Below are 19,437 nucleotides of genomic sequence, written 5' to 3'. Positions count from 1 at the left end.
TTTGGTGGCTCTTTAAAGCTGATCTAACCAACAGTTTTAGGTAAAAGAACTAACGAAGTAGCACGCGTCGCAGTGGTGTTTTCTCGATTCCAACAACCAACCCGAAGCTCAACAATACGGTGCCAAAAAATACCGTAACGTCTTTGGCCAATTCCGTAATGCCGAAAACTCCACAGACATTGAACAACACGATAATGATCAGCAAATGGCTGACGTAGATACCCAGCATGCGATTTGAAATGGCACGAACCCAAGCGTAGTTACCCATGTTTGGATTAGCCAAAAGCCACATGAACACACCCATCCCCCATAACGCCGTGCCAAACAAGAAATCATTCATATTGAATCCGACGTCGAACGTGGTGAGCCATGCCGCCTCAGCAAAGTGAATCAACATGCCTAACGCTAATAACCCCAACGCTTTAGTTGATGACACCTTCCATTGATTCTGACGAATAAGGAAACCTAAGGTCACCATTAACGTGCCAAAGAACGGGCCATTACGCGTGAAGAAGGGTGCTTCTAATCCGGTTAGCGTTGCGTAGCTTCCTGCCAAAACACCATAGCCATAGAGCGCTATGGCTATCGGTAATAGAAGTTTGTTGAGCTTCAACTCAACCAATAAAGCAATGATCAACACTGCGCAAACAAGGGCTGGAATGAACCACAAATGCACCAGACCTCCCTCTAAGAATGAGTTAAGAGGAGTGCTCATTAAGAAGCCCCAATAGCCTTCACGTTCACCTAGATAGCCAAACTCTTCTACCTTCGCGAGATTGAATGGCATCACTAAGCAAATGATGCTCCATGCCAACCAAACTTTAAGCAGTGGTTTCGAGTAGTTGATGAAGGTTGTCCAAGGCGATGCAGCCAACTTGGGCTGAATAAGATAGCCAGAAATCAGGAAGAACAGAGGTACCGCAAAACGAGCGGTTTGGTTGAGCACATAACCGATCCAAGGCACTTCATCTATTTGCCAATAAGTGAGTGCCATTTGGCCGTGTAAACCAATGATCGCCAAGATAGCAATCACTCGGCCTAACTCGATACTGGCGATGTGTTGTGAAGGCGTATGTTGAACGGAAGACATATCAGATCTCTTAGTAAAATTTTTACGAAATCTAGCAGCCTTTCTGCCCAACCAGTTAGTCCTAAATCAAGGCTTATGACCTTTATTTCAGGGCTTGTGTCGGTTTTTTGAAGCCTGTCGCAGCTATATTAAACCCATTGCGGTGAGTGCAAAAATACCTAGCGTGCAAGTGATAAGAGAAACAACGGTCGTGAGCGCGATGATGTTAGCCGCCAAGGTTGAATTTCCTCCCATTGCACGAGCCATAACATAGCTTGCCGCGGCCGTTGGTGCCGCGCTCATCAAAAAGATAAGCCCGAGGTCGAGCCCTTCAAACCCTAAGTACCCAGCAGCCAATGTAATCAGTAACGGTGAGGCAATTAACTTGTAGCTAGAGGCGAACCACGTCGACAACTTTTCTTGTTTGAGCGAGCTAATATCCAGCGACCCGCCAGTACAGAGCAGGGCTAAAGGTAATGTCATATTGGCAAAGTATTGCCCAGCGTCAGCCACCATTTTTGGAATAGGAATTGAAAGCGCATAGAAGACGACCGCTGAGAAAATAGCGATGATCAACGGGTTTTTGGTGATGGACTTGACGATTACTTTAATGGCTTTAGCGCCGGTGTCTTTGCCTTTGGGTGTCAGTGCAATCACAGCTTGAATGTTATACAGCACGGTTAGGGATGCGACATAGATAGCCGCCAATGCCACACCTTGGTTGCCATAGATATTAGCCACATAGGCGAGGCCGATGATCGCGGTATTAGCGCGGAATCCACCTTGGACAATCACACCTTGATCTTTCGAACCTTTGAATACCAACTTGGTTGAGAAAATCGTGAACAAGAAAAAGATAAAATTTGCGATGACGCCAAACGCCACTAACGCGCTACTGGCTGAAAAGTTGTGATTCGATTGAACAATGCTTAGAAATAGCATCGCGGGTAGAGTGACTTGAAATACGACCTTAGATGCGACATCAATGAAATTGTCATTGATTAAGCCGATTCGCTTGAGCATCACACCGAGAAACAGCATTAAACAGATAGGGCCTGTTACTGACGCCGAAAACGCAAACTGTTCCCAAAGTGTGTTCATTCTTTTTCCTTTGTTAGTCGATTTCAATTTCCTTTGAATACTGTCGCATTTTTCCACAATTCTTTGATAATACAAAATGAATACCAAGGGTTAAGTAAAAAACTTGAAAAAAAGTACGAACGTGCTAAAAATAAAGCATCAGATTTATTATTGGTGAATAATGAGCAAAGGAAAGATAACCAAAGAGTATATTTTGAGCCATGCATTTGCACTTGCGAGTGAGAATGGTCTTGAAAGTTTGACGATTGGCGAATTAGCCAAGCAGTGTGGTATGTCTAAGAGTGGATTGTTTGCGCACTTCAACTCTAAAGAGAACCTGCAACTCTCTGTACTCGAATATTCCAACGCTATATTCACTGAAAGAGTCATCATTCCGGCGAGAGAGTTGGGCGACGGTGATATTGAAGCCAAGCTGAAACAACTGCTCGATAACTGGCTGGGCTGGAACCACTCGTTCCAAGGCAGCTGCATGTTTATTGATGCTTGGAAAGATGCAGGCAGCGAAACCTCTGTGATTCAGAAGGCACTGCAGAAAACCATTTCAGTGTGGATTGATTACTTGACGATTCAGGTAGCAAAAGCGGTTGAAAGCAAACAATTCAGAGCCGATTTAGACCCGAAACAGGCAACCTTCGAGTTGTACGGTCTCTACTTAAGTGCGAACTTGTTCTACTCATTACGGGGCCAACAAGCGAGCCACACTCATTTTTGGAGTGGTGTAGAGCGCTTGGTAGCCAGTTGGAAAGCGGTTTAATACATACAGCAGGTTAACCCGCAAATCATGTGAGTCTTGCTGAAGTAAGGTTTACAACAAAATTTTAGAGAAGTGGTGGTAAGCGATGATAAATCGCAGTAGCGCCATTTTTTATATCAACAAATAGCACGGTCGTTCGATTTTTAGGGCCGGGCTCGATCCGCCAATAATGATGGCGATACAAGGAACGGTCATGAGTGACAAAATCTATTTCAATACATCGAACAAATTCAGCTTCAAGCGTAGCTTGATTGGCGCTACAACCAATCTGCACTACATTTTAGCGCCGAGCCACGCAAAGAAAACGGCACGTAAACTGCTGCTCACTCCGATGCGTACCGAGCAAAAAAATGCCGATCCTCAAGGGCTTATTAAGAGTGAAATCAAAGGTCGTGATGGCGTTATCAAAACGTATTCTTTGGGTACTGGTCCAGTTTGGGTGCTTACCCACGGTTGGTCAGGCACCGCGAGTCAGTTTTTTCCTTTAATGGAACACATCGCCGCGAAAGGTTTTACGGCCTTGGCTTACGATCATCCTGCTCATGGTGGCAGTGATGGCGTACATGGTCATATCCCAGCGTTTGTGAATGGTTTGGAAGCTGTTCTAGATTCGGTGGGGGAAGTGGCAGGTTTGGTCGGTCACAGTATGGGTACCGCTTCTGCGTTGGAGTGTAAGCACGTTAAACTAGAAAACAAACCTTTGTTGCTCATTGCACCTGTGTTGGATTATCTAGAAAACCTATTTGGTAGCGTTGCGCGTTCTGGTTACTCAATGAAGTTGTTTGAGGCGGTCGTGGGTGAAGTGGAAGAGCAGTTTAACTACCCAATTCAGTCTGTTGATCCCTATGGAAAGCTAGCGCTTCGTGAGTCTCAGACGATCATTGTTCATGACGAGCAAGACAAGTTTACTAAGTTTGATGTGTCTCAGCGTGCTGCTAATGAAATGGGTCGCGTTACCTTGATTGCGACTCAAGGACAGGGTCACGGGCGAGTAATGAAGTGCCCACAAGTGTTCGAGAGCTTTGATAACTTAATTGGTTAACTTTAACTACTCAAACAACTAGAACGTGGGTTGAGAGAAAAAACACTAAAAAGGCCAACCAGATATGTTCTGGTTGGCCTTTGCTTTTAGTTGCTTAGTTAGCTTTAACTAATCTTGTCCTTAGTTAGCACAGCTTGCTGGGCCGATCTCTTTCCACACGCCCCATTGGCCTGTCGTTGTTGGATCTTCACCAGTTGTCCACCATTTCGCTTCCCAAACCTTACCGCCTTGAGTCACTTGGTCGCCACCAGTGTAAACCGCGCCTGAATCCCAAGCGTTAGTACACGTACCGCCGCCTGTGGTTTTCTTAAGAACTTTCACTGAAGTAGCTGCTACCGATGTCTCTGTGCCATCGCTGACTGTTACAGAGAAGTTCAGCGTTGTATCTTTCGTGTATTCCGCTGCGACAAAGCTCACTGAAGAACCTTGAACCGTTGCATCAATACCAGCAGGTACATCCCATGTGAAGGTCAATGTGTCTTGGTCTGCATCGCTTGAAGCCGAAGCATCAACCACGACTACATCACCCGCATTAACTTCAGCCGGAGCCGTAACCACTGCTACTGGTGCTGTGTTTACTGGGCCTGTATCTTTAGGGCTTACTGTTACAACAACGGTGTCAGTAGAAGTAGCACCTTCGTTGTCCGTTACCGTTAGGCTGAAGGTTAGTGTTTCTTGCTGAGCGACTTCAACAACATCGAAGCTCGCAACCGCAGCATTAGCGTTCGCCAGTGTTACTGCTGTACCGCCGACTTGAGACCAAGCGTAGCTCGCGATTGTACCGTCGCTGTCTTTTGAAGCGCTGCCATCTAGAGAAACAGAAGCTGGGCCTTCAACCGATTGGTCTGTACCTGCAGCTGCCGTTGGTTTGCGGTTGACAGGATCAGTTGTACCGCCCGCTAGGCCTTCATGCATTGCATTCAGGATGTCGCCGTTATCTGCATCAATTTCCCAAGAGAATAGACCCGCAAGGCCAAGGCTACGAACGTACGCGCCTTTTGCTTTTACAGAGCGATCATCATCAAATGTGATTAGCTGACCTGAAGTGCGGTTCCAAACGTAAGGCGCTTCTGCCATTTCGTCATAGCCATATTCGAAGCCGTTGATGCCTTGGTTATTCGCGCCAAGCATGTTTGCTTTAATGCCTTTGTAATCAATAACGCCATCTTCCCATACGCCTTGCGCAGAGCTGCCTTTCAGTTTGCCGTTACCAACGCCTGTCATAGGGTCGCTCGGATCGGTGAGTGATGATGGTAATACGCCTTCCCAACCACGACCGTACATCGCTGTACCAACCACAAGCTTGTTCGCTGGAACACCTTGCTCAAGCAACAGTTGGATGCCGTTGTCTGTGGTGTAAGCTGGGCCTGTGTATTGTTCGCCATTTTCATCAAGGCCTGTGCCATCACATTGACCAGGACGCATGAAGTTACCGCAGTTTAGTGCTGTTTGGTGACCTAACACGTTGTTCCAACCGCCGTAGAAGTCGTAAGTCATTGCGAAGATGTAATCCATGTATTGGATAGCATCGCCGTAGTTCACGTCTTCAATCTTATCGTGACCAACACCGATCGCAGAAGTGAGCTCGTAAGTACGACCGTTTTCCGCTTCTAGCTCATCTAGCATCACGCGAAGTTCTGCCATCAGTGCAATGTAAGCTGGGCCGTCATTTACAGGATCACCAAGGTCTGGAGCAGCACCGCCACCACCAGGGAATTCCCAATCGATATCCACACCGTCGTAGAATTTCCATGTGTTAAGGAATTTCTTAACAGACGCTACAAAGGTGTCACGGTTGGCTTTAGTTGTGAAATCAAAGAACGGGTCAGACAGCGTCCAGCCACCAATCGATGGGATGATCTTCAAATCAGGATTACGCTGTTTGAGCGCCATCATCATTGCGTAGTTACCCTTGATCGGTGAGCTGTATTCGTGTCCCGCTTGAGGGAAGCTTTTCTGGAAAGCCGCCCAAGGGTCATGAATCACCACTTCGTAATCGTTAACACCCTGACAAGCTGTCATGACTGCGTTGTAGCTGTTACCGCCTACTGATTTAACTGATTCGTTCGGACCACAAATTGGGATGAAGCCATAAAGGATATGGGTTAAGTTGTCAGCGGGTAGGTTATCAACGGTGTAATCACGGCCGTAAATACCCCACTCTACAAAGTAAGTACCGACTACCGTATTTGGATCTGTGTTGTATGACTTGTTGTTCGGATCCACATTCATCGCAAGTGGCGCTAAGTGTGAGCCATCGGTATCAGCGATCGTGATTTGAGCAGGTGCGCTCTTGCTACAACCTGTTTCATCACACGCTTCGATTTCCATCTCAAATAAGCCGCCTTGGCCATATTCGAATGAAGCTGTGGTTTGGCTGCCAGTGATTGGGCCGGTGGCCACTTTAACGCCATCAAAGTAGATGTTGTACGTGTTTCCTGACGTTCCGCTCCATTGGTTGAACTTAACGTCGACCTTCGCTTGGTCGTGATATTTCACCATCTGGTTGTAGCCAGAGGTGGTTTCCATCGCGAGTTCAATTTTAGAAAATTGCAGGTTGTTGGAACCGTACATGTCGATGCTAGGTGCTGTTGGAGCAGCTAATGCTGTACCAGATAGCGCTAGAGCAATGCTTGCAGCACAGGTATTTATACGAATCATACTATTTCTCTCATTCCTTGAAGATTACGAGAACCCAATGGCCCCATAAACGGCTCCAATCAGTTTTGAAGGAGCTTCCCAGTCAGTATTCGAGAGAGTTTTAATTTCATAACTGAAAATAAATCCGTTTTCGATGGACAACTAAAAAATTGTATCTTGTTACAATTCTGTTGCTTAATGAATGAGAGGCTGAGTCCATGTTTTATAAAATAAAACATCCTTCAGTAGGAAAATCTCACAAGTGAAAATTCACGACATGAAATTATGAAAAGGTGCGACAAACTATAAGAAAATACTGTGGATTGAAGCTGAATCACAAAGTGAAGTATGTTGAGCGAGCGGGGTCGATCGACGGGTAAACTTGAAGACGAATGCTTATGGCAGTATGGATAAGAGGGTTATCTTTTGAATTGCTCAGCTAAGGAAGCGCGTCGTTGTTGCATGACACTATGGGTATCACCAGTCGCAGTATCTTCGTAGCCTTCTTTAATAAATTGCTGAGATGGTACGCTTGGCTCTAATCGCTTTAAGCGAGGCGAATCGTAAGTACCACTGATGGTGTAAACGGTGGTCCCAGAGCCAGTGTTGATCGTGACGATCTTCCCGTCAAAATCGAATGAGGTAGTGATAAGACGATGATTCATCATCACACCGTTTTCTGAAAGTGTCAGGATGTCGGTGTTGTAAGGTGGCGCCGCAATCTCTATCCATGTGCCATAGACGTTGCTTGGGCTGACCGATTGCTGGTGGGCTTGGTAAGCAAAATAGCCGGCGGTGAGGGCAACCATAAAGCCAGCTAATAGGAAGCCGTAGAGTAACGAGTTGGCAAATAGGTCTCTGCTTTTAGTCGGATTTTTTGCCATTATCTCTTCATTTTTCGACTGATATTGTCTTAGATTCTATTAACTAAAATCTTAGTTTGCAAAAATTGTTATAAGAGTTAGAAGCAGGATCGAATGTTCTAATAGATTTGATTGCGTTAGTGGTTTTTTAGCCTTGCTCCTCAGTATTTACGTTATCAATGAAAGCGAATTCCAGAAATGCTTAAGCTATGCGTATTTATTTCTTGTAGGAAAGTCTCGAATTGGTTAAAACAATTATCACCTAAATTTACGCATAGGCTTACTCGGTGAGCTCAATAAGTGCAATTTGAAGATAACAAGGAAGTACAATGATTAAAGAAAATACATACTTTGAAGGTGGCGTTAAGTCGTTAGCGTTTAACCAGTCTGGTGCTGATGTGAGTGTTGGTGTCATGGCGGCTGGTGAGTACACGTTTGGTACTGCAGCTCCAGAAAAGATGACCGTTGTTAAAGGTGCTTTGATTGTAAAGCGTGTTGGCGATGATGATTGGACGACATACCAATCTGGTGAGTCTTTTGACGTTGCGGGTGACTCTTCATTCGACCTACAGGTAAAAGAAGCGACGGCTTACCTGTGTGAGTACTTGTAATCAGGTCTAAATTTGTTCAATCAGGGCATCGTTTGTCTCTGCTTGAATAGAAAAAACCACGCTCTAGGAGCGTGGTTAAATAAGTGATAGTAACCGGCAGTGGATAGTGTCACTTGTTTTTGTAGTCATCAAATGGATGACCAAATCGTTGTTCGTTGCAAAATCTCTTCAATCTTCAATCTTCAATCTTCAATCTTCAAAGCTCAAAGCTCAAAGCTCATAGCCAAGACATCAGTAAGTCTCAAACACACCGTTGTTGTAGTCTTGAATTGTCTGTTCAATCTCTTCCATCGAGTTCATGACAAACGGACCATAGTGCACGACAGGTTCATTAATCGGTTCACCGGAAAAAATCAGTACCCCTGAATCTTCCAAGCTACCCAAAGACAGCAAGTCAGCTTTGGTAAGCAGGGCAAGTTGACCTTGGTTGATCACTTTGTCGCCGATCTTAATACTGCCTCGGTACACGTAAGTCATGGCATTATGATTAACATTAGTCCCTAACGTAACTTTTTGCCCAGAATGAGAGCGCCAATCCGCAACGCTTAACGGCACACCTGTTTTCTGTAATGGCCCCTGCGATCGTAAAGCCTCTGAACCATCGTCTGTTTGGTTGTGCAGTTCAAACCCTCCGGCAATCACTCTCAACAAACCACTTTGTTCACTTTGATGTTCCGCGATGCTTTCATTTTGGAAGTCGTGATATTGCGCTGGCTGCATTTTGTGTGCCGCAGGTTGGTTTATCCAAATCTGAAAACCATGCAGTGCACCTTCTTCCATCATTGGCATTTCGCTGTGAATGACACCACGGCCTGCGGCCATCCATTGAGCGCCACCGCTGCGTAGCTCTCCAACATTCCCCATATGGTCTTTGTGTTGGAAGTGACCTTGGAGCATGTAAGTGAGCGTTTCTATCCCACGGTGAGGATGTGGAGGAAAGCCGCCAACATAGTCTTTGCTTTCATCCGACTTCAGTTCATCAATCATTAAAAATGGAGAGAAACGTGCGTTATTAAAACCTGCGAGTCGTTGGATTTTGACGCCATCACCATCTGAGGTGGCATGTGCTGTAATCACATGATCTACTGCTCTTACATTCGTCATTTTGAAACCCTCATAAACTTGAATAGCTGTAGTTTATGTAATTTGATTTAAAAAGAAGATGGCACAGCGTTGAGTGACTTATTCGAAAATCTTGAACAGGTAACAATATGAAATTATGTCTATACTCAATAGAGAGTATATCGCCAAGGAGGCCGCTATGGCAGTTCAGCAAAAACATGGCGAAAGGCATGGTCGGATAGGTTTTGATAACGACTTTACAACGGAGCAAAGCCAGCGCTTTACAGAGGTTGCAAACAGCGCAGTTAAACGCCGCGTGAAAAAACGTGAGATAGAAGCGCCGTTTATTCAGTCAGCTAAGCAAGCCGCTTTTAAAACCGTGGTGAGGCGACCTAAAGGGAATAACCCAAACCGAACACGTCAAGTCATATGGATTATTATGATCGGGTTAGTGAGTCTTTGGCTTATGTACCTTGCAGGTTAGCAGCGCCGCTCCGTTATAGGAATGGCTAGCGTTGGCGCGTTTTTAATAGCGTAACATTGTTCCCTTCGATCTTCGCTTCAAAGCAATCTTCAAGTTCAGATGAATCCGGTGCTGAGCTAACAAGGCTCGTTGGTAGTTCTTCTATCAAGGTTGATACTGGGTTGTCGTGATAATAAGCGTATCGGTTTTTTCCTGAATGCTTGGCGACATACATCGCTTTATCAGCACATCTCGTCAGCTCATGTAATTCTTGGGCGTCTTGTGGGTATAAAGCAACCCCAACACTTAGCGTCAATTCCTTGATTCTCTCGTTTGTCTGGCAACCACTTTCGAACAGCCCGCAAATCCTATCTAAAATACCGTCTAGATCTTTACGAGAGGGTACATCGTAGAGCATCAAAACAAACTCGTCTCCAGCAAAACGCGCAATCGAATAATCGTATTCATGGCTTTTTCTGTCTCGGGTTCGAATATTGTTGCTCAAGCGATTGGCAAAATGCTGCAAGACACTGTCTCCGACGTCGTGTCCGTAGCTGTCGTTAATGCCTTTAAAGTCATCAATATCCAAAAAGACCAGTGCGGTAAGTGATCGCTCACTATCCACCGTAATTAATTTTTCTGTCGCCCAGCGTTCAAAGCTCCAACGGTTTGCCAAGCCGGTTAACTGATCTCTGTAAGCGAGATCTTCAATGCCTTCTTTATACAGGCGTTGAATATAACTGACGGCTTTTGTGTAGTAATAGGCGGATGTGTGGCACACCAAGCTCATGGTAAATAAGCTAAGGAAAAATCTGTGTGTGCTGTTAAATGGTAAAGAAAAATTGTTGGGCATTGCTGTAATCAAGGTGCTGATGAACAGGCAAAACGAGGTGCTGAAGATTATGCCAATTCTGAAATCATTAATGAAAATGACCGCGGCCAGAATTGGGTAGAGCCAGAGGATGCGATCTGGGATGGCGTGACTGTACAAGAATAGGATGACGCCCTGAACTAGAAGAACACCACTCAGAATCAATTCGGAATACTCAGGATTGATGACTTTTCTTACATATAAAGCGTTAGAAATGGCAATGATGGCGAAGCACAATTCGAATATTGACAGCGTGTAATGCTCGCCTTCGAAGTAAGCCCAAGTATAGAAAATGAATAACGCAGCGGCAGTCAGTGAAAAGGAGTGGACAATTTTTTGCTTGCGGGTGGATCGTATGTCCGCCATTTCTTCTAGGTGCCTGCCGACGAGCCTTTTCATGTGATCTGTGCCAAAGTTTTTGATAATGGTGTTAATAGTAGATTAAATAACAAGCTATGCAGAGGCTTAGATGTCTATTTAGTGTGACTACTATCAAGGTTTCATATGAAAGGCTGTTCAATCAATTCCAAATAGTGATGTATATCACCGATGGTGCTGGTCATCTCTAGAAGATTAGATTTAAGCATCAAACTTGTAACCGTTGTTTGATGTTTATCTACTTGCTTTCCAGAGAGTTACTCCACATAGTTTGTAAACGACCAAAATTAAGAAAGGCTCATTATGTTAATTACCTTTAGTTGTAAAGCTCATGCTAGTGTCACGATGTTTGGTGAAGTCGGCCTCCAGTTCATCAAGATGCTTGGGCATAGCGGCTCCATCCCAGGTGCTATGGATGCTTCAGAGGTTCCTCAAGCTCTGGATAATCTACGTGCTGCTATTGCAGCAGAGCAGAGCAAGTCCGTAGAGCATGAAAATACTGATGACGACAATGAAGAAGAGGTGGTTGAAGCGCCTGTTAATATCGGTAGTCGAGCGTTCCCACTGGTTGAATTATTAAAAGCTGCCATCAAAGATGAATGTGAAGTAATGTGGGAAGACGGTAGCGGCAAGCGACTGTAGTACGATTCACGCGAAACGTAACAAGCCTATTGAATCTATTTTAATCAGAATGAATGCTGAACCAGTATCGGACACACCATGACCATGGAGTTTTATGGTGATGAACCGATACTGGTGTTTTTTTAGTGAAGTAATCCACTCGTTTCTGTTTATTTACAAGGTTCGTCAGCCCTGAAATGAGTGACTTTTGTTATCGTAATATCAATCCATAACAGACCGTAAACAAAGTGATGCTGTTCACGCTTTCTTGACTCCCAATTCTGAACTAAGAATTTTTCCTAGTTATTCTAAGACCCTCTCTCATGCGGTCGATTTTTAGACTCCTTATTATTTCACGGTCAACTAACAAACAATGTATGGCCGCAATTATGCCGTGCAGACCTCACAAAAAATAAGAGAGTTCACAATGTTAAAGTTCCTAGATCAGGTTCGAAAACCGACGCTGGATCTTCCGGTCGAAACTAGAAGAAAAATGTGGTTTAAACCATTCCTACAATCTTACCTCGTCGTGTTCATTGGTTATCTAACCATGTATTTGATCCGTAAGAACTTCAATGTCGCGCAAAACGACATGATTTCTACTTATGGATTATCGATGACGGATCTAGGTCTTATCGGTCTGGGTTTCTCTATCACTTACGGTATCGGTAAAACCGTCGTTTCCTATTATGCCGATGGTAAAAACACCAAGCAGTTCCTGCCATTCATGCTTGTCCTTTCTGGTATCGCTATGTTGGGCTTCAGCTTCAGTATGGGCGGTGGCAGTGCTAGCTTATTCTTGATGGTTGCCTTCTATGCGTTGAGTGGTTTCTTCCAAAGTACCGGCGGTCCTTCAAGCTACTCGACCATCACTAAATGGACGCCTCGTAACAAGCGTGGTTCTTATTTAGGCCTTTGGAATATGTCGCACAACGTGGGTGGCGCAGGTGCCGCTGGTGTTGCTCTGTTCGGTGCTAACTACCTTTTTGATGGCAACGTGATCGGTATGTTCGTGTTCCCATCAATCATTGCGATTGTGGTTGGCTTTATTGGTATGCGCTTTGGTAATGACTCTCCAGAAGCCTATGGTCTAGGTACGGTTGAAGAGTTGTTTGATGAAGAAGTCAGCGAAGAAGATACGGCTGCTGAAGAAAATCAAATGACTAAGAAAGAGATCTTTGTTGAATACATCCTGAAAAACAAAGTGATCTGGTTGCTCTGCTTCGCGAATATCTTCTTATACATTGTTCGTATCGGTATCGATCAATGGTCTACCGTTTATGCGTATCAAGAGCTAGGTCTATCAAAAGAAACCGCGATTTCAGGCTTCACTCTGTTTGAGGTTGGTGCACTGGTCGGTACGTTAATGTGGGGTTATCTGTCAGACCTTGCGAACGGACGCCGTGCTTTGGTTGCTTGTGTATCGCTTGGCCTGATTATCGTTTCGCTAGAGTTCTACCAGCATGCAACCAGTGAGTTCATGTACCTAGCATCACTGTTTGTGCTTGGTTTCCTAGTATTTGGTCCTCAGTTGCTGATTGGTGTTGCTGCAGTAGGTTTCGTGCCTAAGAAAGCAATCAGCGTTGCGGATGGCGTGAAAGGTACATTTGCTTACTTAATTGGTGACAGCTTTGCCAAACTTGGCCTAGGTATGATTGCAGACGGCACACCTATTTTTGGCTTAACGGGTTGGAAAGGCACGTTCGCAGCGCTTGATACGTCAGCTGCCATTTGTATCGTGTTACTGCTATTCGTTGCGGTTGCGGAAGAGAAGAAGATTCGCCACGCTAAGAAAATACACTTAGCGTCTCAAAACGCGTAGCGAGTCTCACGTGCTTTATTGGTTTAAAGCACGTGAGATCATACCAATCGTTAGTTCGATTCAGTATCATCTCTATTAATAAACTTAATTTTAGATAGCTCCTGTTGGGGCTATTTTTCTTTCTTACTCTTAATTTTGGTTAATATCATGATTAATGTTGCGCTTGTTGATGACCACGTCATTGTTCGATCTGGCTTTGCTCAATTACTCAGTCTTGAAGCTGATATTACGGTCGTGGGGGAATTCAACTCTGCGGCAGAAGCGCGCCTAGGATTGCCAAGTTGTCACCCTGATGTCGTGATCTTAGATATCTCAATGCAAGACGAAAGTGGCCTGAGCTTATTGGAAGAGATTCCATCAGGCATTGCCAGTATCATGCTGAGCGTACATGACTCTCCGGCGATGGTTGAGAAGTCATTAGAGTTAGGAGCCAAAGGTTATCTCAGCAAGCGCTGTAGACCTGATGAGTTAATCCAAGCCGTACACACGAGCGCAAATGGTGGCTGTTATCTCACGCCCGATATCGCCATAAAGCTTGCGACGCCCGTGAAGAATAAAGCCTCTTTAAATCAGCTCACCCGCAGAGAAAGCGAAGTGTGTCAGTTATTGGCGACAGGGCTCGATGTAAAATCTATTGCCGTAGAGCTAGGAGTTAGCCATAAAACGGTGCATGTACATCGAGCCAATGCGATGGACAAACTCAATGTTAAGAACAACGTCGAGTTAGCTAAATTGTTCACACAAGACCAGTACTAATGCGTTCCTATCTAGCCACCTCCCTGTGTGGGGTTTTTATGGCTGGCTGTGCATGGTTCTGTTTATGGGTTATTGCCTTCTATTTCATTAATGACCCTGAGTTAGCCATTCTGCTTTTCCCGTTTTCACTTCGATTGGGAATGACGCTGCACACTCGCACTCACTATTGGCCCGCTATCTATATTGCAGAGTGGGGGCTTGCGATCGCTTTAGCTCTGCTACTTGATGAACCTCAATGGCTGACGATACTCATCGCCAGTGGGTTGAGTATTCCTGCCACTCTAATTGCCAAGCGTTATTATTCTGGTGACCAAAATCGTCACTTGTTAGTGATGGCGAGCTTAATCATGGTCACAGCATTTATTAATGTTGCCGTGGTGGGCTCTCATGTACCAGCCGTTTACATGGTGTGGTTAGCGAGTATCACGGGTGGACTGATGCTGGTGCCGATGTGTTATCTGGTCTGGAACTATCTATTCCAAAATAAGTGGGCGCCACTGAGCTCTTATTTAATCAACAATGTTGTTGAGTTCAAAATCCGTCATATTGCTTTATATAGCGTGTTGTTGGTCGCCAGTATTTTGATACAAACCAGTTTGCCTGATGAGCTAAGGCGCTTTGCCCCGTTCTGTATGGCGATCCCTATTATCTTGCTCGCCGTTCGTTACGGATGGCAAGGCGCTCTGCTTGCAACAATGCTAAATAGTGTCGCGCTGATTGCTGCTCATAGTGGAACGTCCAAACTCGAAATTACCGATTTGCTCTTGTCTCTATCTGCTCAAACCATCACTGGTATATTGCTTGGTTTAGCGGTTCAAAAGCAGAAAGATCTCAACTCGAAATTGCGAAGTGAGCTCTCTAGAAATCAAAATCTTTCACGTCAGTTAGTTACCGCTGAAGAGTCGGTTCGCCGTGATATTGCACGTGAACTGCATGATGAAATCGGCCAAAACATCACGGCAATTCGTACTCAGGCAAGCATTATTAAACGCGTCGACGCGGCTGAGATGAGCGTTCGCTGTGCGGGTACCATTGAATCATTATCTTTGAATGTTTATGACACCACCAAACGTCTACTTACAAAATTAAGACCTAAGATGTTGGACGATCTGGACTTAAAAGATTCCGTGGAACAGCTTATTCGAGAGATGGAGTTCTCGGATCACGGCGTTGATATCCAGTTAAATTGGCAAGGAGATTACTCGTGTTTGAGTGACACGCTTAAGGTCACTATCTTCAGGCTGTGCCAAGAGTCTCTAAATAATGCCTCTAAATACGCCAACGCGAGCGAGATCAGAATTGAACTGATTTTAGGTGACCAGGCTTACCTTCAGATCACAGATAATGGCATTGGTTTTACAGCGCAAGATCTTCTCAAAGGAATGGGTGTTCGTGGTATGCAAGAGCGTGTTCAGGCGCTCGGCGGCAAGATGACAATCAACGCTAATGGCTCGTCTTCGGGTACCAATATCAGCGTTACATTACCTAAAGTGTGAGAACGAATATGTTTGGATTTCTGCGCTCAACAACGTCAGAGAGTGATGCTCTAACTGATGATGAGGTCAATCAGAGTTATCGCTATTGGCGCCTTCACATCATGATAGGAATGTATGTCGGCTATGCGGGTTTTTACTTCACTCGTAAAACCTTTAATTACGCCGCGCCTGCAATGATCACCGATCTAGGTTTGGACAAAGGCGATATCGGCTTAATTGGCACGCTCTTTTATCTTTCTTATGGCTTATCGAAATTTATCTCAGGCACGATATCGGATCGGTCGAACCCTCGTTACTTCATGGGGCTTGGCCTAATCGCGACTGGTCTGATAAACATCGCGTTTGGCTTTTCGAGTTCGTTAGCGGCTTTTATCTCGCTATGGGTACTGAATGCATGGTTCCAAGGTTGGGGCTGGCCATCGTGTTCCAAGTTATTGACGACTTGGTATTCTCGCTCCGAAAGAGGCTTTCGCTGGGCAATCTGGAATACAGCGCACAACGTTGGTGGAGCGCTTATCCCTATTCTTGTGGGTTATCTAACGCTGCAGTTCAGTTGGCGAGCTGGGTTTATCTGGCCGGGTGTGATTGGTGTTTTTATCGGTCTTATTGTCTGCTGGCGCTTACGTGACAAGCCCACCACCATGGGACTTCCGACGGTAGGGAAGTGGCGCAGTGATCACCTGGAATTAGCGCAAGAGAGCCATGGGCAAGGGTTAAGCTATCGAGAGATCCTGAAAACCTATGTGTTCAGCAATAAGTACATTTGGTTGCTCGCCTTTAGTTATGTGTTGGTTTACATCGTAAGAACGGCAGTTAACGACTGGGGCAATTTATACCTCACCGAAGAACACGATTACAGTTTGATCAACGCCAACGCTGCCTTGTCTCTGTTCGAGATAGGAGGTTTTGTTGGTTCACTTGTTGCTGGGTGGGGATCGGATAGGTTGTTTGGTGGCAACCGCGGTCCAATGAACATCTTGTTTGCGATTGGCATCTTCCTTTCGGTTTCGGCTTTATGGCTTATGCCTTTAACCAACTTTGTGTTTCAAGCGGCTGGGCTATTCTGCGTTGGCTTTTTTGTTTTTGGCCCTCAAATGCTTATTGGCATGGCGGCGGCGGAATGTTCACATAAAGACTCTGCCGGGGCGGCGACAGGTTTTGTTGGCTTGTTTGCTTATATGGGAGCAGCACTTTCTGGTTACCCATTAGCGCTCGTTCTAGAAGCTTACGGCTGGAGTGGGTTCTTCATTACCATCTCTACTTGTGCGGCCGTTATTGGCTTGCTGTTACTGCCTTTCCTACAAGCTCAATCACCTCAGAAAAGTGCAGAAGCTCGCTCTGGTTTTTAAGGAACGATAACAAGATAGTCACTAGTGTTTGTATTCAGATGCTTGTATCGCTGCTGTAATCAGTGCGATACAAGCCGCTATCTTATTCTCAGCGCTTTCTACTCGTGATATTCAAATGTGACTATTTTCACGCTTTTCATCGGTCTCACCTGTTTCTAAGAATTTTTCCTATTGCGTCTAAGACCTCATCTCATGTGGGTTCTAGCCGAGCTCTGTAGTCTTTCTAATTATTTACGTTATTAGAAATCAGCTCTCTGAATTGTGTTCAAAGGGCTCACTACGGAAAACGCCATGTCACTCAGCCACCTCTCAGAACACTCATTTTTCCCAATGGAAAACACCATCCAAAATTATGCATGGGGGAGCATTTCTTCGATACGTGAACTGTTTGGCTTTCAGAATGAGTCACAAGAGCCGCAAGCGGAAGTTTGGATGGGAGCGCATCCGAAAGGTTGCTCAATGGTCAAGCTGGACCAACATTTAGTGCCTCTATCTGAGCTGATTAACAAGAATAAATCGGCCTACCTATCAACCGATATTGCGCAGGCGTTTGGTGAACTGCCGTTCTTATTTAAGATATTGGCAGCAGAAAAAGCGCTATCTGTTCAGGTTCATCCAAACAAGCAGCAAGCAGAGGTTGGATTTGCAAGAGAAGAGCAAGCAAGAATCCCTCTGACTGCAGGGCATCGTAATTACAAAGACTCTAACCACAAACCTGAATTGGTTTACGCGATCACTGAATATCAAGCAATGAATGGCTTTCGAGAATTCGATGAAATATTAGGGTTGTTCAGAAAGTTGGATTCGAGCGAGCTGGCTGGTTTGGTTGAAGAATTTTGCAACAACCTTGATTCTCTAGGCTTAGAAGCATTTTTCCGTGAGCTGTTAACTCTAGATGACCAACGTAAACACCGAGCATTAGAGCAACTTCTGGCTTACGCAGCCGCTCACCAAGGTCAATCTGAGTTTGCTTTGGTTACTGAGCTTAGCCACCAGTACCCGAATGATATCGGTTTGTTTTGCGTTCTGCTGCTTAACTTGATCACACTACGGCCGGGTGAAGCGATGTATTTGAATGCAAACACTCCGCACGCATACATCAAGGGGACTGGGCTCGAGATTATGGCCAATTCAGACAATGTGCTGCGAGCTGGCTTAACGCCAAAACACATTGATGTCGCTGAGTTGGTTGCCTGCACAGAGTTTACACCAATCCCGTTCGAACGCTTGTTGTTAGCACCTTCAAAGTTAGGTCAATGTGATCGCTATGATATCCCAGTTAGTGACTTTGATTTCAATATTTTTCATCGCCCAAAGCAAGAAGAAGTGATCACAAGCGGTGCTGAAATTTTGATGGCAATAGATGATGATTTAACGTTAATGAGTCAGAAAGGTGAACACCTAACACTCACCAAAGGGCAATCGGTATTTATCCCAGCTTATATTGGTCATTATGTACTGAGCAGTAATGGGCGAGTGGCTAGGGCGTTTAATTAGAGATGGTGTTTGTGGTATAGATTGAGCTCCATCCCCACAAAATCATCATCTCCTTCATCAACAACGTGATAGCCAAGCGATTGATAAAAGTTAATAGCACGAGCATTACTTTTAAAACTCGATAGAGTGACTTGACTAAGTTGCTCTGCCATAGCTTTTTTATGTATGAGAGTCATGACTTGCTTGCCAAGCGAACGACCTTGGTACTGGGGGAAAATGATCAGCAAATGAATATGGTATGCGTTGTCATAAGGTTTAAAGCAGGCGAGCCCCACTCTTTTATTTTCGCGATATACCCAATGAAACCAAGATGGATGGTATTCGTTTAAAAGTCGTTGACGTTGAAAGTCGTCATCCCAGCCGAAAACGCTATCTACGTGTATGAAGATACCTTGTTTAACACACGCAAACAGTTCATCGAATTCAGAATTTGAAGCGAGTTGGAGTTGTATGTTCTCTTCTTTCATTGCCACTTTTACCGCTTCCTTATCAAACGCCTTTGAATAAGCAAACAGTAACATAATTGAAGAAGCCGAATTAGCTTAGATTTGCGAAGTGATGAAACCAAAAAGCCATGCGTGATGCATGGCTAAGAATAAAGTCTTGGATTGATTTTTCTATACGATCTTAAGCGCGTGATGGCGTGTGAGCTGTTTGTGTAGCGAGTCTTTTAGCTCCATGCGTTCTACTTTGAGGTTGTGCATGCTGTCGTCATCGATAGGGCTGCCAGAGATTTCTAGCTGACGGATGTCGTAGTCGAGTTGGTGGTATTTCTGCATGTCTGCTTTGAATTTTTCGTCGTCGTGGTTGAGCTGAACAATGTCTAATTTAAGATCTGGGAAATCTAAGATAAAGGCATGGTTTTCATTGAGCATTGGCACTTCCTCTCTAGTCGAATTATTAACAGTATAGAAGTAATTTTTCGAAAGAAATGTGGTTCAAAACACAAAGCCGTAAAGCGATCAAAAAAGGGCGTAAACTCGTAGGATTATCCTCGAACTTGCGCCCTTTTGTATGTATATAGCTAACTATTTATAGTTAT

The 19,437-nt window shown here is 44.8% G+C and carries 18 protein-coding genes; 10 read left to right on the top strand and 8 right to left on the bottom strand.

What is annotated here, in order from left to right; translation table 11 throughout:
- Window positions 1-49: 49 nt before the first annotated feature.
- Both AB4493_RS04640 and AB4493_RS04635 read right to left on the bottom strand, forming a co-directional pair.
- On the bottom strand, window positions 50-1,090 hold the full coding sequence (locus AB4493_RS04640; protein ID WP_108099475.1) for an acyltransferase: 1,041 nt from the start codon (window positions 1,088-1,090) through the stop codon (window positions 50-52).
- A 123-nt stretch (window positions 1,091-1,213) separates the two neighbouring features.
- The gene (locus AB4493_RS04635) at window positions 1,214-2,170 is read right to left on the bottom strand and encodes an AEC family transporter (RefSeq protein WP_065607875.1); all 957 of its coding nucleotides are present in this window, start codon (window positions 2,168-2,170) and stop codon (window positions 1,214-1,216) included.
- Between the two features lie 160 nt (window positions 2,171-2,330).
- On the opposite strand from AB4493_RS04635, the gene AB4493_RS04630 reads away from it, so the two are divergent.
- Together AB4493_RS04630 and AB4493_RS04625 are read left to right on the top strand one after the other, a co-directional pair.
- Window positions 2,331-2,924: a TetR/AcrR family transcriptional regulator gene (locus AB4493_RS04630; RefSeq protein ID WP_004732750.1), complete on the top strand. Its 594-nt coding sequence runs from the start codon at window positions 2,331-2,333 to the stop codon at window positions 2,922-2,924.
- A 193-nt stretch (window positions 2,925-3,117) separates the two neighbouring features.
- Window positions 3,118-3,966, top strand: coding sequence for an alpha/beta hydrolase (locus tag AB4493_RS04625; protein ID WP_102398468.1), 849 nt, complete (start codon window positions 3,118-3,120; stop codon window positions 3,964-3,966).
- 120 nt (window positions 3,967-4,086) lie between these two features.
- Here AB4493_RS04625 and AB4493_RS04620 read toward each other — a convergent pair whose 3' ends face one another.
- Window positions 4,087-6,627, bottom strand: coding sequence for a glycosyl hydrolase family 18 protein (locus AB4493_RS04620; protein WP_372154581.1), 2,541 nt, complete (start codon window positions 6,625-6,627; stop codon window positions 4,087-4,089).
- A 398-nt stretch (window positions 6,628-7,025) separates the two neighbouring features.
- Window positions 7,026-7,490 carry a DUF2850 domain-containing protein gene (locus AB4493_RS04615; RefSeq protein ID WP_372154580.1) on the bottom strand — a complete coding sequence of 155 codons (465 nt, stop codon included), beginning with the start codon at window positions 7,488-7,490 and terminating at the stop codon, window positions 7,026-7,028.
- A gap of 308 nt (window positions 7,491-7,798) precedes the next feature.
- Between AB4493_RS04615 and AB4493_RS04610 the strand changes: the two genes are divergently transcribed.
- A complete protein-coding gene (locus tag AB4493_RS04610) occupies window positions 7,799-8,080 on the top strand; it encodes a pyrimidine/purine nucleoside phosphorylase (protein WP_017057600.1) in 282 nt (93 codons plus the stop codon).
- A 231-nt stretch (window positions 8,081-8,311) separates the two neighbouring features.
- On the opposite strand, the gene AB4493_RS04605 is transcribed toward AB4493_RS04610, so the two are convergent.
- A complete protein-coding gene (locus AB4493_RS04605; protein ID WP_372154579.1) occupies window positions 8,312-9,184 on the bottom strand; it encodes a pirin family protein in 873 nt (290 codons plus the stop codon).
- A gap of 157 nt (window positions 9,185-9,341) precedes the next feature.
- On the opposite strand from AB4493_RS04605, the gene AB4493_RS04600 reads away from it, so the two are divergent.
- Window positions 9,342-9,626, top strand: coding sequence for a hypothetical protein (locus tag AB4493_RS04600; protein ID WP_017061541.1), 285 nt, complete (start codon window positions 9,342-9,344; stop codon window positions 9,624-9,626).
- Window positions 9,627-9,651: 25 nt separating this feature from the next.
- Here AB4493_RS04600 and AB4493_RS04595 read toward each other — a convergent pair whose 3' ends face one another.
- Window positions 9,652-10,842, bottom strand: a complete 1,191-nt coding sequence (locus AB4493_RS04595; protein ID WP_029235516.1) for a GGDEF domain-containing protein — start codon at window positions 10,840-10,842, stop codon at window positions 9,652-9,654.
- A 315-nt stretch (window positions 10,843-11,157) separates the two neighbouring features.
- Between AB4493_RS04595 and AB4493_RS04590 the strand changes: the two genes are divergently transcribed.
- The 6 genes from AB4493_RS04590 to manA all read left to right on the top strand — a co-directional run bounded on the left by AB4493_RS04590 (window position 11,158) and on the right by manA (window position 18,395).
- Window positions 11,158-11,496: a DUF1840 domain-containing protein gene (locus tag AB4493_RS04590; RefSeq protein WP_017061543.1), complete on the top strand. Its 339-nt coding sequence runs from the start codon at window positions 11,158-11,160 to the stop codon at window positions 11,494-11,496.
- A gap of 406 nt (window positions 11,497-11,902) precedes the next feature.
- A complete protein-coding gene (uhpT, locus tag AB4493_RS04585) occupies window positions 11,903-13,297 on the top strand; it encodes a hexose-6-phosphate:phosphate antiporter (RefSeq protein WP_017061544.1) in 1,395 nt (464 codons plus the stop codon).
- Window positions 13,298-13,444: 147 nt separating this feature from the next.
- On the top strand, window positions 13,445-14,053 hold the full coding sequence (gene uhpA / locus AB4493_RS04580; protein WP_372154578.1) for a transcriptional regulator UhpA: 609 nt from the start codon (window positions 13,445-13,447) through the stop codon (window positions 14,051-14,053).
- A complete protein-coding gene (gene uhpB, locus AB4493_RS04575; RefSeq protein WP_372154577.1) occupies window positions 14,053-15,549 on the top strand; it encodes a signal transduction histidine-protein kinase/phosphatase UhpB in 1,497 nt (498 codons plus the stop codon). The genes uhpA and uhpB overlap by 1 nt, the downstream gene beginning before the upstream one ends.
- Before the next feature lie 8 nt (window positions 15,550-15,557).
- Complete coding sequence (locus tag AB4493_RS04570; RefSeq protein WP_065583566.1) at window positions 15,558-16,898, top strand: MFS transporter; 1,341 nt, start codon at window positions 15,558-15,560, stop codon at window positions 16,896-16,898.
- 291 nt (window positions 16,899-17,189) lie between these two features.
- Window positions 17,190-18,395, top strand: coding sequence for a mannose-6-phosphate isomerase, class I (gene manA / locus AB4493_RS04565; RefSeq protein WP_372154576.1), 1,206 nt, complete (start codon window positions 17,190-17,192; stop codon window positions 18,393-18,395).
- On the opposite strand, the gene AB4493_RS04560 is transcribed toward manA, so the two are convergent.
- Both AB4493_RS04560 and AB4493_RS04555 read right to left on the bottom strand, forming a co-directional pair.
- Window positions 18,392-18,916 carry an N-acetyltransferase gene (locus tag AB4493_RS04560; protein ID WP_065583568.1) on the bottom strand — a complete coding sequence of 175 codons (525 nt, stop codon included), beginning with the start codon at window positions 18,914-18,916 and terminating at the stop codon, window positions 18,392-18,394. The two genes, manA and AB4493_RS04560, sit on opposite strands and share 4 nt — an antisense overlap.
- A gap of 96 nt (window positions 18,917-19,012) precedes the next feature.
- A complete protein-coding gene (locus tag AB4493_RS04555; RefSeq protein WP_009846137.1) occupies window positions 19,013-19,270 on the bottom strand; it encodes a YdcH family protein in 258 nt (85 codons plus the stop codon).
- Window positions 19,271-19,437: the final 167 nt, after the last annotated feature.

It is taken from the genome of Vibrio sp. 10N.222.55.A1 (assembly GCF_041473835.1).
GTDB classification, from domain to species: domain Bacteria; phylum Pseudomonadota; class Gammaproteobacteria; order Enterobacterales; family Vibrionaceae; genus Vibrio; species Vibrio crassostreae_C.
Note: the sequence above shows the minus strand (reverse complement) of the source record. Positions and strands in the feature narration are given on the sequence as shown.

What these genes read in the sequence shown, in the direction of transcription:
- AB4493_RS04640 (WP_108099475.1), bottom strand. Translation starts at nt 1,090, where the DNA reads ATGTCTTCCGTTCAACATACGCCTTCACAACACATCGCCAGTATCGAG.
- AB4493_RS04635 (WP_065607875.1), bottom strand. Translation starts at nt 2,170, where the DNA reads ATGAACACACTTTGGGAACAGTTTGCGTTTTCGGCGTCAGTAACAGGC.
- AB4493_RS04630 (WP_004732750.1), top strand. Translation starts at nt 2,331, where the DNA reads ATGAGCAAAGGAAAGATAACCAAAGAGTATATTTTGAGCCATGCATTT.
- AB4493_RS04625 (WP_102398468.1), top strand. Translation starts at nt 3,118, where the DNA reads ATGAGTGACAAAATCTATTTCAATACATCGAACAAATTCAGCTTCAAG.
- AB4493_RS04620 (WP_372154581.1), bottom strand. Translation starts at nt 6,627, where the DNA reads ATGATTCGTATAAATACCTGTGCTGCAAGCATTGCTCTAGCGCTATCT.
- AB4493_RS04615 (WP_372154580.1), bottom strand. Translation starts at nt 7,490, where the DNA reads ATGGCAAAAAATCCGACTAAAAGCAGAGACCTATTTGCCAACTCGTTA.
- AB4493_RS04610 (WP_017057600.1), top strand. Translation starts at nt 7,799, where the DNA reads ATGATTAAAGAAAATACATACTTTGAAGGTGGCGTTAAGTCGTTAGCG.
- AB4493_RS04605 (WP_372154579.1), bottom strand. Translation starts at nt 9,184, where the DNA reads ATGACGAATGTAAGAGCAGTAGATCATGTGATTACAGCACATGCCACC.
- AB4493_RS04600 (WP_017061541.1), top strand. Translation starts at nt 9,342, where the DNA reads ATGGCAGTTCAGCAAAAACATGGCGAAAGGCATGGTCGGATAGGTTTT.
- AB4493_RS04595 (WP_029235516.1), bottom strand. Translation starts at nt 10,842, where the DNA reads ATGGCGGACATACGATCCACCCGCAAGCAAAAAATTGTCCACTCCTTT.
- AB4493_RS04590 (WP_017061543.1), top strand. Translation starts at nt 11,158, where the DNA reads ATGTTAATTACCTTTAGTTGTAAAGCTCATGCTAGTGTCACGATGTTT.
- uhpT (WP_017061544.1), top strand. Translation starts at nt 11,903, where the DNA reads ATGTTAAAGTTCCTAGATCAGGTTCGAAAACCGACGCTGGATCTTCCG.
- uhpA (WP_372154578.1), top strand. Translation starts at nt 13,445, where the DNA reads ATGATTAATGTTGCGCTTGTTGATGACCACGTCATTGTTCGATCTGGC.
- uhpB (WP_372154577.1), top strand. Translation starts at nt 14,053, where the DNA reads ATGCGTTCCTATCTAGCCACCTCCCTGTGTGGGGTTTTTATGGCTGGC.
- AB4493_RS04570 (WP_065583566.1), top strand. Translation starts at nt 15,558, where the DNA reads ATGTTTGGATTTCTGCGCTCAACAACGTCAGAGAGTGATGCTCTAACT.
- manA (WP_372154576.1), top strand. Translation starts at nt 17,190, where the DNA reads ATGTCACTCAGCCACCTCTCAGAACACTCATTTTTCCCAATGGAAAAC.
- AB4493_RS04560 (WP_065583568.1), bottom strand. Translation starts at nt 18,916, where the DNA reads ATGTTACTGTTTGCTTATTCAAAGGCGTTTGATAAGGAAGCGGTAAAA.
- AB4493_RS04555 (WP_009846137.1), bottom strand. Translation starts at nt 19,270, where the DNA reads ATGCTCAATGAAAACCATGCCTTTATCTTAGATTTCCCAGATCTTAAA.